11 protein-coding genes are annotated in these 14,459 nt (G+C 63.4%); 1 reads left to right on the forward strand and 10 read right to left on the reverse strand.

All coding sequences use genetic code 11. The annotated features are described in order from the left end of the window. The first annotated feature begins 221 nt into the window (after positions 1–221). Positions 222–986 (forward strand): MazG nucleotide pyrophosphohydrolase domain-containing protein, encoded by a 765-nt coding sequence (locus tag AC1AV0_RS05935; protein ID WP_476572061.1) that lies wholly within the window; start codon positions 222–224, stop codon positions 984–986. 257 nt (positions 987–1,243) lie between these two features. Here the strand turns inward: AC1AV0_RS05935 and tig are convergent, their stop codons facing one another. From tig to AC1AV0_RS05985, 10 genes are all read right to left on the reverse strand, one after another. Then, positions 1,244–2,605, reverse strand: a complete 1,362-nt coding sequence (gene tig / locus AC1AV0_RS05940) for a trigger factor (RefSeq protein ID WP_476572063.1) — start codon at positions 2,603–2,605, stop codon at positions 1,244–1,246. Positions 2,606–2,657: 52 nt separating this feature from the next. Further along, positions 2,658–3,905 (reverse strand): HRDC domain-containing protein, encoded by a 1,248-nt coding sequence (locus AC1AV0_RS05945; RefSeq protein WP_476572233.1) that lies wholly within the window; start codon positions 3,903–3,905, stop codon positions 2,658–2,660. Positions 3,906–3,957: 52 nt separating this feature from the next. Continuing rightward, on the reverse strand, positions 3,958–4,620 hold the full coding sequence (locus AC1AV0_RS05950) for a DUF3000 family protein (RefSeq protein WP_476572065.1): 663 nt from the start codon (positions 4,618–4,620) through the stop codon (positions 3,958–3,960). 114 nt (positions 4,621–4,734) lie between these two features. After that, positions 4,735–5,616, reverse strand: coding sequence for a pyruvate formate-lyase-activating protein (gene pflA / locus AC1AV0_RS05955; protein WP_476572067.1), 882 nt, complete (start codon positions 5,614–5,616; stop codon positions 4,735–4,737). 204 nt (positions 5,617–5,820) lie between these two features. Beyond that, on the reverse strand, positions 5,821–8,196 hold the full coding sequence (gene pflB / locus AC1AV0_RS05960; RefSeq protein ID WP_476572069.1) for a formate C-acetyltransferase: 2,376 nt from the start codon (positions 8,194–8,196) through the stop codon (positions 5,821–5,823). Between the two features lie 248 nt (positions 8,197–8,444). Further along, positions 8,445–10,142, reverse strand: coding sequence for an NAD+ synthase (locus AC1AV0_RS05965; RefSeq protein ID WP_476572071.1), 1,698 nt, complete (start codon positions 10,140–10,142; stop codon positions 8,445–8,447). Between the two features lie 6 nt (positions 10,143–10,148). Then, complete coding sequence (locus tag AC1AV0_RS05970) at positions 10,149–11,300, reverse strand: M20 metallopeptidase family protein (protein ID WP_476572073.1); 1,152 nt, start codon at positions 11,298–11,300, stop codon at positions 10,149–10,151. 43 nt (positions 11,301–11,343) lie between these two features. After that, positions 11,344–12,027, reverse strand: a complete 684-nt coding sequence (locus tag AC1AV0_RS05975) for a methionine ABC transporter permease (protein ID WP_476572074.1) — start codon at positions 12,025–12,027, stop codon at positions 11,344–11,346. Continuing rightward, the gene (locus AC1AV0_RS05980) at positions 12,024–13,220 is read right to left on the reverse strand and encodes a methionine ABC transporter ATP-binding protein (protein WP_476572076.1); all 1,197 of its coding nucleotides are present in this window, start codon (positions 13,218–13,220) and stop codon (positions 12,024–12,026) included. Before AC1AV0_RS05980 ends, AC1AV0_RS05975 begins: the two co-directional genes overlap by 4 nt. A 154-nt stretch (positions 13,221–13,374) precedes the next feature. Beyond that, positions 13,375–14,352, reverse strand: coding sequence for a MetQ/NlpA family ABC transporter substrate-binding protein (locus AC1AV0_RS05985; RefSeq protein WP_476572078.1), 978 nt, complete (start codon positions 14,350–14,352; stop codon positions 13,375–13,377). Positions 14,353–14,459 lie beyond the last annotated feature (107 nt).

Here is a 14,459-nt window from a genome sequence, read left to right on the forward strand (position 1 = left end):
TCGACTACGCTCGGCATGACTGGGAAAGGGGATACCCGGCATGGCGAGGGAGGAACACTCAACATGGCAGGAAGGTGGACACTAACAGGATGAGGATGGCTGAGATGCCTCGACTGCGCTCGGCATGACGAGAGAGGGATGCTCGGCATGACGAGGTGCACGCCAACCAATCACAACCATCGGATGGGCGATGTTACTTGGGCGAGATTAGTATGGGTGGCATGACTGAAGCCGCACATGATGATTACCAACTGCCCGCAGGATTCGAACGGTGTTCGAAGCTTGATCCCGTCGTTCAGGCGCCGACCGCGTTGGAGCGTGCCCGCGTTCTGGTTACGATTCTCGCCAATCCCGGCGGATGCCCGTGGGACGAGAAGCAGACCAACACCACCCTGCTCAAGAACCTGCTTGAGGAGACCTACGAATTCGTCGATACGGTCGAAGAGAACGACCGCGAGGGCATGCGCGAGGAGCTTGGCGATCTGCTCATGCAGTCGCTATATCAGGCCGCAGTATGCGCAAAGGACTCGGCCGATCCGTTCACTTTGGATGAGGTGTGCGACCGTCTGGTCGATAAGCTCATCACGCGTCATCCGAATGTGTTCGCGCCCGATGATGACGCGAACGCAGCCAAAGAGGAGTCCGCCGAAGAGGTTCTGGCGACATGGAATCAGATGAAGCAGCGCGAAAAGCGCCGCAAATCAGCCATCGAAGGCATCTCGCACGCGCAGGGCGCGTTCCCTCGCGCGGCGAAGATCGTGCATCGCGTGGCCAAGGCCGCCGATCCGGAACTGTTCGTAAAAGCCATGGATCGCGCCGGTACCAACAAAGCCTCATCCCAGCCGACGCCGAATGATTACGCTGATCAGATTCTGCGCGTCATCCAACAGGCCGACGCAAATGGAGTCGATATTGAATCGGCGCTGCGCAATCGGCTGCGTGACGTCGAACAGAGGATTGTTGAGTTGGAATCAAACACCCGGTAGGAGCCAGCCAAGAAGCATCAACGCGAACTAGGCGGAGTAGCGGGATGAGATGCCTCGACTACGCTCGGCATGACGAGTAACGAGTACGCGGTATAAAACGACAACTGCACGCAATAGCAAAAGACCGGAACCCGTTACAGGTTCCGGTCTTTCGTTAGAAGCTAGTGGCTAGCTGTCGATCGTGTTGCCAGTAGCGACAACGACGATGACAACCGAGGCCGAGTCAGCGCAAGCTCACTCGACGTCAGTCAAGCAGCTCACTCGGCGTCGGCGTTGGCCAGTTCGTCGGCCACGGCAGCGGCGGCGGAAGCGGCTTCGACGGAGTCGGCCTCTTCGTCGTCCTCACCGAGGAACGCGGACAGGTCGACCTCTTCGCCGTCGGCGGTGAACTTCACGGCGCGCATGCCGGCGAGCAGGCCCTTGGAACGGCCGACTTCCTGCACGGCGGAGCCGAGCTGGCCGTTGCGGATGATCGCCTGGATGAAGTTGTTCGGGTCCATGCCGTACTGCTGGGCGATGGAGGCGAGGAAGTTGAACACGTCGGCCTGGGAGACCTGCACGTCCAGCATCTCGGCCAGAGCGTCGAGGGTCATCTGATCGCGCAGTTCCTTCTCGACCTGCTCCTCAGCTTCGGCCTTCTGCTCCTTGGTGGCCTTCTCCGGATCCGGAGTCATGCCCTTGAGGTGCTCCTCGACCATGGAGGCCTTGACGCCCTTCGGCACCGGGATCTCCAGGTCTTCCTGCAGCTTGGCGATGAACGCGTCGCGGGCCTCGGTGGCCTGGCGGCCCTTGGCGGCGTCGGCGGCGTTCTTGCGGATGTCTTCCTTGAGCTCCTCGAGGGTGTCGAACTCGGAGGCTTCCTGAGCGAAGTCGTCGTCGAGTTCCGGCAGTTCCTCGGCCTTCACGGAGTTGACCTTCACCTTGATCTGAGCCTTCTCGCCCTCGTGCTCGCCGGCTTCCAGCGTGCCTTCGAAGGTGGTCTCCTCGCCGGCGGACAGGCCTTCGAGGGCCTCATCCAGACCGTCGAGCATGGTGCCGGAGCCGAGCTCGTAGCTCACGCCTTCCTGGGAGTCGACGGACTCGCCGTCAATCTGGGCATCCAGGTCGATGTTGGCGAAGTCGCCCTTGGCGGCCGGGCGGTCCACACCCACGAGGGTGCCGAAACGCTGACGCAGGGACTCAAGGCGGGCGTTCACGTCCTCATCCTTGACTTCGGGCTTGTCGATGGCGATCTCCATGCCGTCGATCTTCGGCAGCTTGATCTCCGGGCGACGCTCCACGGTGGCGACGAACTTCAGCTTGGTCTCGTCCTTGGAGGAAGCGGGGACTTCCTGCACGTCCAGCTCGGGCTGGGCCATCGGGCGGATCTTCTTCTCCTCGAGCGCCTTGGAGTAGAGCTCCGGCACCGCGTTGTTCACGGCCTCACCGGCGATGCCGGCGAATCCGTAACGCTGCTCGATGAGCTTCGCCGGCACATGTCCCTTGCGGAAGCCGGGGATGTTCGCCTGCTTGGCGATCTCCTTGCGGGCTTCGTCCAGATAGGGTTCGAACTCTTCCGGGTCGACGGTGACGGTGAGCTTCACCTTGGTCGGCTCAAGATTCCTAACGCTGATTTTCACGCTTAACGCTCCTGAAAGTCGTGTTTTCTTACATTCTGCCGTAGGGCAACCTCTACATGATAACCCTACTCACGGACGCTGCGATGAGTTTCACCTGCCATGTTCTGGCGCCCTGCTCCTCGAGGAATCGCGTCACGTCCACTTTCGAGGGGTCATCGAGCCAACAGAGGTTGCGCAGAATCTGCGGTTTGACGATGATTTCCGCCGGCGTGCGCGTGTCCTCGCCGATCTGGTTGACGACCTTGCGCACCCGTTGCAAACGCTCATATCGCTCGGGATGGCGGGTCTGCCACAGGCGCATCGACCTAGGCGCGTTCGTCTCGTTCTCCCCCGGCTGGTTGGATGCCGGCATGACGGGCAGTTCGCTGGGTTTCAGGTCCAGCGCGCGTTGGATCGCGTCTTTCCACACGCGGGGCTTGACCTCGCGTTGGATGGGCGCGTACCGTTCGAACATTTTGTCCTGCGCGCTGCCGGTATGCATGCGCACCCGCTCGTTGAGGCAGCGGATCGCGCGGAATTCGCGCACATTGTGCGGCTTCTTCTGCGCGGCCTCCATAATCGACGAGTCGGCCAGCAGCAGGCTGGGGGCGATGTCGTACTGGCGGGCCAGCCGGTCGCGTTCCTCCCACAGCGATTTGGCGATGGCGAGTCCGCGACGGTCGCGCCCCAGTTGGGTGATGCGTGAGATACGCATCCAAGGTGCCGGATGCGCCGGCTTGGGGGCGAGTCCCTCGCGCAGGGCGAACGCGAACTCCTCCTCGGCCCATTCGTCTTTACCGTGCTCGCGCAGGTCACGGCGCATCAACGATTCCAGTTCGATCAGCAGTTCCACGTCCAGCGCGGCATAGTTGCGCCAGTCGCGCGGCAGCGGGCGGTACGACCAGTCGGCCGCGGAATGCTCTTTGGCCAAGGTCACGCCGAGATAATGCTCGATCACGGCGGCGAGTCCGAAACGGTGCATGCCGAGCAGTCGCGCGGCGATCTCCGTGTCGAACAGGCGCTGCGGGGTCATCCCCAAGTCTCCGAAACCCGGCAGATCCATCATCGAATCATGCAGAATCCAGGTGGCGTCGCCCACGGCGCGATTGAAGTCAGCCCAATCGGCACCAGCCTGGCCCAAGGCCACCGGGTCGAACAGCATGATGCCGGCGTCGCCGCGTTTGAACTGCACCAGCCAATCCTCATGGCCGTAGCGGTATCCGGACGCGCGTTCGGCATCGGCGGCCAACGGGCCGGACGCCGCGGCCAAAGCATCGCACGCCTCACGGAATCCGGCGAGCGTATCGATCACGTCGGGCACTCCCCCGCGCGGCTCGCTGAGCAGACGCGGTTCCGCCTTGGCGATGCGGCGGTCAATCTGATGAGTCACTAACCAATCCCTCGTCGAAACGAACAGTGGATCTGATGAACCTGGCCCACATGCCGACCTGCGCGCCGGCATCGAGTCCGCCATCGGGCAGCTCGAGCGGCGACCAAGACACGCGCATCTCGCAACCGGCGTCCGGCTCGGCGGCCAATGTGCCGAACGAGGTGTTCTGGGTCACGGTCACCGTGCCACCTACCGAGTCGGGGATGACATCCGCCAGATGGTCGCACATGTCTTCCCAATACATGCGTGGGGTGAGTCCATCGTTCTCGCTGGTGTGCAGCGGCAATCGGGTGAAGGCCACGCACCGCCAGCGACCGGCCCAGTCGATACGCGACTGCGCCGAGAACAGAATCATAATCCAACCCGTGGCAAGTCGCGGCGAAGAGGACGGATCCGATAGGAACGACGCGGCGTCTTCGCCGTGTTCACCGCATTCCAGCTCAACGCCAATGCCATAGTCGGCCAGCGTGGAGGGAATGGGTATTTCGCGGTAACGCACGTCGGCGACACGCGTCATATCCCGAACCGACTCCACGGCGTTCCACACCTCATCGGGCACGCCGGCAGGCCGTTCGGGCAATCCGTCTTGCCGGGGCGCCGACGCCGTTGAGGGCGCACCCGCCGGAAATGCGTAGATGTCTGCCATATACCAAGGCTAAAGGCTCCAAGCCCCGTTACGGCGCATCCACACGCCCGTACGCCTGATATTTCGCCGAATTCCTTGCAGCCTGCACTCCCCTTCGGATGGACTCCGATGGGTTTAGTAGACGGTGAAGCCGTAGGACTGGAACTGTTCGACGACGCGCTGACGCAGTTTGGCGCTGGGTCCTTTGGCGTCCTCCAGCGGGTATGGGATGCGCAGCTCGTGCCACTTGGGGCGGCCGAGCTGGTGGAATCCGAGCACGTCGATGTGTTCCACCGCTCCATCGAAGCTCGCGCAGATCTTCGCCACATTGTCGACGTTCTCTTCGGAATCGGTCAGGCCCGGCACGAGCACGAAACGCACCCAGATCTTCTTGCTGGCCTTCGCGAGGCGCTGCCCGAAGTCGATGGTGGGCTGCAGCAGGCCGCCGGTGACCTTGTGGTAGGTCTCCTCATCGCCGGATTTCACATCGAGCAGGCACAGGTCGATGTCTTCGAGCATCTCGTCGGTGTAGTTCTTGTTGAGGAAGCCCGACGTGTCGAGGCAGGTGTGCACGCCCATCTCCTTGGCGGCGCGGAACACACGCGAGACGAACGCGGGCTGCATCATCGACTCGCCGCCGGAGAAGGTGATTCCGCCGCCGGTGGCTTTGAACAGGTCCTTGTAGCGGTCAACCTTCTTGATCATGGCCTCCAAGGTGACGGGTTTGCCGTCGCGCATCTTCCATGTGTCGGGGTTCTGGCAGTACTGGCAGCGCAGCGGGCAGCCGCTCATGAAGACGGTCATGCGTGTGCCGGGGCCGTCGACGGAGGTGTTGATATCCCATGAGTGGACGAAGCCGATATCGCCGGTTTTAAGCGCGTCGATGCGGTCGCGTCGGTCGAGTCCGATGGGAGATTCGAAGCCGGACAGGCCGCCCATCAGCGTCTGGGAGGCGTATTCCTTCGATTGTTTGAGCATATGCCGCGTGGTGGTGCGGAATTGGGTCGCGTCAGACATCATCGTCCTCCTGGGTTCGTTTCGGTCGTGTACTGACACCCAGTCTAGTGCCCCCGCGCCGGGGCCGCTGGTGGCTCGCCGGAAAGCCGATGTGGCCTTCGTCACGTCCCCTCCGCTCGGTATGACGGGAGGGGACGAAAAAGGCGGAACCCGTATGGGTCCCGCCTTTTTCAGCGTTTCACACTCGGTGCGTCACGACTACGATCAGTCGGTGACGGCGCCCTGGTGGAACGTACGGCTGATCACGTCGAGCTGCTGCTCCTTGGTGAGCTTGACGAAGTTCACCGCGTAGCCGGAGACGCGCACGGTCAGGTGCGGGTACTTCTCCGGGTGCTCGACGGCGTCCTCCATGGTCTCCTTGCGCAGCACGTTGATGTTGGCGTGGTAGAGGCCGTGGCCGTTGCCGGCGTCGAGGATGCCGACCAGGTTGCCGATGCGCTCCTCCTCGTCGCGGCCGAGGCCGTCGGGGGTGATCGTGTTGGTCAGCGAGATGCCGTCAAGCGCGTCGTTGTAGTCGATCTTGCCGACCGAGAACATCGACGGCAGCATGCCGTGGGAGTCCATGCCGTTCTCCGGGTTGGCGCCCGGAGCGTACGGGGTGCCCTTGGCGTGGCCGGACGGGAAGGAACCGGTGTTCTTGCCGTACTCCACGTTGGAGGTGATGGTCAGGATGGACTGGGTGGGGACGGCGCCACGGTAGACGGGCAGGCGCTTGACCTGGCCCATCACGGTGGAGACGACCCACTTGGCGATGTCATCGGCGCGATCGTCGTCGTTGCCGTAGAGCGGGAACTCGCCCTCGGTGCGGTAGCCGACGATCAGATCGTCATCGGCGCCCTCGACGTACTCGTACTCGTGGCCTTCCAGGGTCTTCGCGTCCTTGTTGTAGATCGGGTAGACCTTGGCGTACTTGACGGCGGCCAGGGAGTCGGCGGCGATGGACAGACCGGACATGCCGCAACCCAGGGTGCGGTACACTTCCTTGTCGTGCAGAGCCATCTCGATGGACTCGTAGGCGTACTTATCATGCATGTAGTGGATGATGTTCAGCGCTTCGACGTAGGTTTCGGACAGCCACTCGAGAGCCTTCTCGTAGTTGTTCTTGACCTTCTCGTAGTCCAGGGTGCCGTCGGCTTCCGGAGTGATCGGATCGATCACGCCCTTGTCGATGACCTGCATGCCGGTCATCTCGTCGCGGCCGCCGTTGATCGCGTAGAGCAGCGCCTTGGCGGAGTTCACGCGAGCGGCGAAGAACTGCATCTGCTTGCCCACGCGCATCGGGGAGACGCAGCAGGCGATGGCGGCGTCGTCGCCCCAGTGGGAGCGGATCTCCTTGTCGGACTCATACTGGATGGCCGAGGTGTCGATGGAGATCTTGGCGCAGAAGCGCTTGTAGCCTTCCGGCAGCTTCGGATCCCAGAAGATGGTGATGTTCGGCTCCGGGCCAGGTCCGAGGTGCTCGAGGGTCAGGGTGTTGAGCAGACGGAACGAGGTCTTGGTGACCATGGAGCGGCCGTCGTCGCCGAAGCCGGCGTCGGACCAGGTCGCCCAGTACGGGTCGCCGGAGAAGATCGCGTCGTAGTCCTGGGTACGCAGGAAGCGCACGATGCGCAGCTTCATGACGATGTTGTCGATGAGCTCCTGGGCACCGGCCTCATCGATGACGCCGGCCTTGAGGTCGCGCTCGATGTAGATGTCGAAGAAGGTCGAGTTGCGACCGAAGGACATGGCGGCGCCGTCCTGGCTCTTGACCGAGGCGAGGTAGCCCATGTAGGTCCACTGCACGGCTTCCTGAGCGGTCTGGGCCGGGCGGGACAGGTCGAGGCCGTACTCGTTGCCCAGGTTGATGAGCTTCTTGAGAGCCTTGATCTGCTCGTCGTGCTCCTCGCGGAAGCGGATCCAGTGCTCGATCTCCGGCTCGGTGAAGTCGTTGCGGTAGGGCACGGAGTCCTTGTCACGCTTCTTGAACTCGATGAGCTTGTTCACGCCGTAGAGGGCCACGCGGCGGTAGTCGCCGATGATGCGGCCGCGGCCGTAGGCGTCCGGCAGACCGGTGAGGATCTTGTTGTGGCGGGCGACCTTGATGTTCTTGGTGTACACGCCGAAGACGCCGTCGTTGTGGGTCTTGCGGTACTTGGTGAAGATCTTCTTGACTTCCGGATCCGGCTCCTTGCCGGCTTCCTTGATGGCCTGCTCGACCATACGCCAGCCGCCGTTCGGCATCATGGCGCGCTTGCAGGGCTCGTCGGTCTGCACGCCGACGATCACGTTGTCGACCTCCGGGGAGTCGATGTAGCCAGCCGGGAAGGCGTCGACATCGGCGGGGGTGTGGGTGTCCACGTCGTAGACACGCTGCTTGCGCTCGACCGCCAGGTAGTTGTCGTCGAGGTACTTCCACAGATGCTTGGTCTTCTCGGTGGCATCCGCCAGGAAGGACTCATCGCCGTCGTACGGGGTGTAGTTCTTCTGGATGAAGTCGCGAACGTCGATATCCTGCTGCCAGTTTCCGCCTTCGAAGCCGGCCCACGCCTTGGCGTCCAGCTCCTCCGGGGTGACCGCGGTCGTCTCAACTGCTGTCATATCCACTCCTTGGTGTTTGTTTTGTTGTGATGCCGCATCGTCACAGCACCATTGCTTCCCTAGTGTAGTCTTCGCCCGCTGGGAGAACCCATAAAACTCGCGTGAGCTACCTCACATTCCGTTATCGTTCACATCGCCGGAGCGTCGCGCCGCAGGCGAACACGCGGTTGGGCCGCGTCCGCATGCGTTTTGCGGACGCGGCCCAACCACGCGTTGTGTCACGTTGTGTCGTGTTGCGACTGGTCGCGTTATTCGCGGAAAGCCGCGGTGATGGGCAGACGACGGTCGCGTCCGAACGCCAGCGCCGTGACCTTGGGTCCCAGCGGATACTGGCGGCGCTTCCACTCGGCGCGGTCCACCAGACGCATCACCGTGTCGACGGTGCCCTCGTCGAACCCGTCGGCCAGCAGATCGGCGCGGCCATGCGCATGCTCGATGTAGGCGGCGAGCACCCGATCGAGCAGCTCGTATTCGGGCAGCGAATCGGAATCCTTCTGTCCGGGGCGCAGTTCAGCGCTCGGGGCCTTCTCGATCGAGCTGACGGGAATCATCACGCCGTCGGCAAGCGCGACTCCGCGATCCCCCGCCTCGTTGCCCACGATCTTGAGCCCGCCGATGCCGACGCCTTCGGCCGCCGCGCGGTTGCGCCAGCGGGCCAGCTCCCACACGCGGGTTTTGAGCAGGTCCTTGATGGGCGCGTATCCGCCCACCGCGTCGCCGTAGATGGTGGAGTATCCGCAGGCGAGTTCGGATTTGTTGCCGGTGGCGAGCGCCAGCAGGCCCTTGGAGTTGGAGTAGGCCATCACGATGACGCCGCGGATGCGCGCCTGCAGGTTCTCGGCCGCCACGCCTTCGAGTTCGAGCTGGTTCTGGAAGGCCACGAACAGCGGTTCGATGGGCTGCACGTCGTAGTGCGCGCCGATGTTCGCGGCCAGGTCGGCCGCGTCGTCTTTGGATCCGTCGGACGAGTACATGCTCGGCATGGAGATGCCCCACACGTTCTCGCCGCCCACCGCGTCGGCCGCCATCGCGGCGACGAGCGCGGAGTCGATGCCTCCGGACAGGCCGAGCGTCACGCCGGTGAAGCGGTTCTTGGCCATGTAGTCCTTCAATCCCAGCACGCAGGCGGTGTACACCTCCTCGTCCGGGTCCAGATCGGGCGCGATCCCGACCTGTTCCTGACGTTCCGCTGACGTGTCGAGCGTCCAGCAGGCGAGGTCCTCCATGAACATCGGGGAGCGTTGCAGCAGCGTGCCGTCGCGGTCGACGACGAAGCTGCCGCCGTCGAATACGAGGTCGTCCTGGCCGCCGACCTGGTTCACGTAGATCACCGGCGCGTCCACTTCGGCCGCGCGGCGGCGCACCAGTTCGCAGCGGGTCTGGGTTTTGCCCTCCTCGTAGGGGCTGCCGTTGATGGTGATGAGCGCGTCGATGTTGCGGCCGGCGAGATCGGCCACCGGGCCGCCGTCCTGCCAGATGTCCTCGCAGATGGCCACGCCGAGACGCACGCCGTCCACGTCGAGCACCATGGCGTCCCCCCCGGCGGAGAAGATGCGGAACTCGTCGAACACGCCGTAGTTGGGCAGGAAGTGCTTGTCATATCCGGCCCACACCACGCCGTCGTGCAGCACCACCAGGCGGTTGCGCGGCTTGTCGTTCGCGCGGTCGGTGCCCACCGTGCCCACGACCACGAACAACTCGCCGAGTCCTTCGGCAGCGAGATCGGCGGCGAGCGCGTTGGCCTTGTCCCATGCGGCCTGTCGGAAGGTGGCGCGCAGGGCGAGGTCTTCGATGGGATATCCGGTAAGGGTCATCTCGGGGAACACGACGACCTGCGCATCACTCTGCGCGGCCTGTCGGGCCCGGTCGAGCACTTTGGCGGCGTTGGCGTCGAGGTCGCCGACGCGGGTATCGATCTGGGCGAGTGCGAAACGAATCTGAGTCATGTTCCTTTAGTGTAGTTCCTTCAGCACGCGCAGCGCGGCGTTGACGTAGAAGTTCACGAAGGTGGGGATAGATTCGTCCAATCCCACGAAATGCGGGCTGTGCCAGTCGGGGCAGCCTTCGACGCCGTTCGAGCCGATGAACGCGAACACGGGCAGCGTGACCTTCGTGTATTCGCAGAAGTCCTCCCCCGCCATGGACGGGCGGATGGGCTCCAGCTGCGCGTAGTCGCTGACTTCCGAGGCGAGCGCCATCGCCAAATCGGGGTCGGAGACGAGCGGGTCCTGGAAGTCATCCCATTCCACGTCGGCCCGGATGCCGTATGCGGCGGCGGTCTGCTCCACGACGGTGCGGAATCGCCTCCCGACCAGTTCGCCGTCCTCCTTGTGGAAGTAGCGCACCGTGCCTTGGAAGCCGGCTTCGGCGGGGACCACGTTCCACACGTGCCCGCCGTGCACTTCGGTGATGGATAGCACCAGCGGATGGAAGGGCGAGACGTTGCGGCTCACGATGGTCTGCAGGCTCAGGATCATGGAGGCGAGCGCCTCGATCGGGCCGGTGCCTTTATGCGGATATCCGGCGTGCGTGCCTTCGGCGTGCAGGGTGACGTTGAACCGCACGCAGCCGGCCATCATGGGTTCGGCGCCGATGGCGATCTGTCCGGGAGCGTAATTGGGGTTGTTGTGCGTGCCGATGATCGCGTCGACGCCGTCGAGCAGTCCCGCCTCGATCACGGCTTTCGCGCCGATGCCGGTCTCTTCGGCGGGTTGGAACATGATCCGTATCGATCCGGCGAAGCGGTCGCGGTGCTCGGCCAGCCAGAAGGCCGCGCCCAGCAGACCGGTCATATGCAGGTCGTGCCCGCAGCCGTGCATCACGCCTTTGTTCTCCGACCGGAAGTCGAGACCGGAGTCCTCGTCGATGGGCAGGCCGTCGATGTCGGCGCGCAGGGCGACGCATGGGCCCGGACCTGCGGTTCCTTCGATGAGGGCCACCACGCCGGTTTCCATCGGATTGTCGAGGATTTCGATGCCGTGGGCCGTAAGCTGGCGTTCCAGATACACGGTGGTTTCGAATTCGCAGAAGCTCCGCTCGGGGTGGGCGTGCAGATGATGACGGATGTCGACAAGCTCGTCGTCGATTTCGATGTGTTCGGTCATGGTTTCCATCCTAATCCTTGTGAATCAGTGGCGCGGATGGCCGCTACCGTTGGCGTTTAAGCAGATGTTTGGCGAGCGCGTTGGCGAGTCCCTGCACCACCTGCACGAGCAGGATCATGATGATCACGGCCGTCCAGGTGACGGTCTGGTCGAACTTCTGGTATCCGTAGGCGATAGCGAAGTTGCCCAGTCCCCCGCCTCCGATGTAGCCGGCCATGGCGGACATGTCGAGCACGCCGATGAACAGGAAGGCGTAGGCGAGGATCAGCGGCGCCAACGCTTCGGGGATGAGTACCGTGCGGATGATGGTGAGTTTGGACGCGCCCATCGCACGGGCGGCCTCGATCATGCCGGGATCGACCGGAACCAGATTCTGCTCGACCAGACGGGACGTGGCGAAGGTGCACATCAGCACCATCGGAAAGATGGCCGCCGCGGTGCCGATGGACGTGCCGACCACTGTGATGGTGACCGGCTGCATGGCCGCCAGGAAGATGATGAACGGAATGGGCCGCACGATGTTGACGATCACGTCGAGCACCCGGTAGACAAGCGCGTTTTCGAACAGGCTGCCCGGCCGCGTGCCGTACAGCACCACGCCGAGCACAAGACCGAGGAATCCGCCGATCAGAAGGGTGACGAGCACCATGGTGAGCGTCTGGCCGATGGATTCGAACAGCAGCGGTCGCAGCACGGTCCAATCGCTGCGTGAGGACAATACGATCATCGCGCCCCTCCTTGTGTGGCGATGGCCTCCTGATAGGAGACGGGATGGTCGGCGGTGCCGAAGTCGACCACGTCGCCGTCGCGACGAAGGTCGTCGAGGAAGGCGACGAGCGTTTCCTCGCTGCCGGAGAATTCGTAGGTAATCGCGCCGATGGCGATGCCTCCGACCGTGTCGATGCCGCCGTACAGCAGGCTGGAGGTGACGCCGTGGCGCGCGATGAGTTCGGAGATGTGCTGTCCCGATGCCGGAATCGTGACCGAGGGGCCGGCCGAGCCGTCAAGACCGTTGTGTTCGGCGGTGGCGGCTTCGTCGGCGGCGCGTTGGATGTCCCGCTGCCGGATGAGCACGGTGATGATGCGGCCGGGCCAGTCGCGGTGCAGTTGGGCGACCCGCGCCTCATCGGGCACGCCGGAAAGCGCGGTGGCGATGAAGCGTTTGGTGACCTCCTGCCGTGGCGCGGCGAACACATCGTAGACGTCGCCGCTTTCCACCACACGGCCGGCGCTCATCACGGCCACGCGGTCGGCGATCTGCTGCACCACGTTCATCTGGTGGGTGATGAGCACGATGGTGATGCCGAGCTCCTCGTTGACACGTTTGAGCAGCCCCAGCACTTCGGTGGTCGTCTCCGGGTCGAGCGCGCTGGTCGCCTCGTCGGCGAGCAGGATCTCGGGATTCGTGGCCAGCGCGCGGGCGATGCCGACGCGCTGCTTCTGCCCGCCGGAAAGCTGCGACGGGTATTTGCCTGCATGTTCGGAGAGGCCTACGAAATCAAGCAGTTCGGCGACACGACGTTCCTGATAGTCCTTGCGCCAATGGTCGAGCTGCAGCGGGTAGGCGATGTTCTGCGCCACGGTTTTGGTGGAGAACAGGTTGAACTGTTGGAAAATCATGCCGATTTTGCGGCGGATCGGACGCAGTTTCGATTCCGGCAGGGCAGTGATGTCGGTGCCGAGCACGTTGACCGCGCCCGAAGTGGGGCGTTCCAGTGCGTTGATCAGCCGCACCAGCGTGGATTTGCCCGCTCCCGAGTAGCCGATGATGCCGAAGATCTCGCCTTTGCCGATGCTCAGGCTCACCTCGTCGACCGCACGCGAGACCGCACGCGTTCCTGCCGCGGCTTCACTCCCGCCGGTGCCGCGTCCGCGGAATTCCTTGACCACATGGTCGAGCACAATGATGGGTTCGCTCATTGCTTCGCTTTCTTCATGAATCCGATGGGATTCGTAGTCGTACAGGCATGGCGGCATCCCGGCCGTCGACCCCGCGTAATGAGGCGGGAACGGTCCGAGATGCCACGGCTGGTGCCTGAATCGCGCCCCTTCCCGCAGTTCAGGCAAATGTGGATTATTCGGCCGCTCTGGTGTCGGCTTCGATGTCGGCGAGGAAGCCCTGCAGCTCCTCGGCGCTGAATCCGGTGGCGTCCACCGCGGTGCCGCCGGAGTTCTCCTGCAGCGCGCCGAACACCTCCGAATCTTGGAACAGCTGGGCGAGCTTCAGGTAGGTCTCGTTGTTCGCGTCGTCCTTGCGCGCCACCCACACGTTGATGTACGGGCGGGCGGATTCGGATTCGGCGTCGTCCTGGTAGATGGCGTCGTCCGGATCGAGTCCGGCGTCGGACACATAGTCGTTGTTGACCACACCGGCGGCCACCTGCGGATCGCTCAGGCTGTTGGCGACCTGTTCGGCCTTCAATGCGGTGACGGTGACCTTGCTGTTGGCTTCGTCGATATCGGCCGGCGTGGAGAACGCGGTCCAGTCGCCGTTGAGGGTGATGAGTCCGGCGGATTCGAGCACGCCGATGGCGCGCGCCTGGTTGGTCTCATCGTTGGGAATGACGACGGTGGAGCCGGCCGGAATCTCGTCGATGGACTGGTACTTCGTGGAGTAGACGCCGAGCGGATAGATGGCGGTGCCTCCGATTGGCTGCAGATCCTTATCGTTGCTCACGTTGTAGTTGGCGAGGTACAGCAGATGCTGGAATTCGTTCAGATCCAGATCGCCGGAATCGAGCGCAGGATTCTCGGAGGTGTAGTCCTGGAAGTCGATGATGTCGACGTAGATGCCTTCCGCCTCGGCCTTCTGCTGGAAGATTTGCCACTGGGAATCGGTGGCGCCGACCACGCCGATTTTCACAGGATTGCTTTCGGAGCCTTTGGCGGCGGTTTCGCTGGCGCCGGCGAATACGCGGTAGCCGAAGAATCCGCCGACCGCGACGATGGCCACCACGACGATGGCGATGATGGCGTTGCGCAGCGTGTGGTTCACGCGCACCGGTTCGTTCGGATCGGCCGGCGAGGCCGGCTGCTGGATTGCGGTTGTCATGTTCTCTTCCCCTTCTTCGAAAAGATTGACGCGGTTGTTGACGAGACCCCACCATAGAGGATGAACATCGCGAAAATGGCGGAAAATAGCGGATTGCCGTATACGTG

Source organism: Bifidobacterium sp. LH_558 (assembly GCF_056356295.1).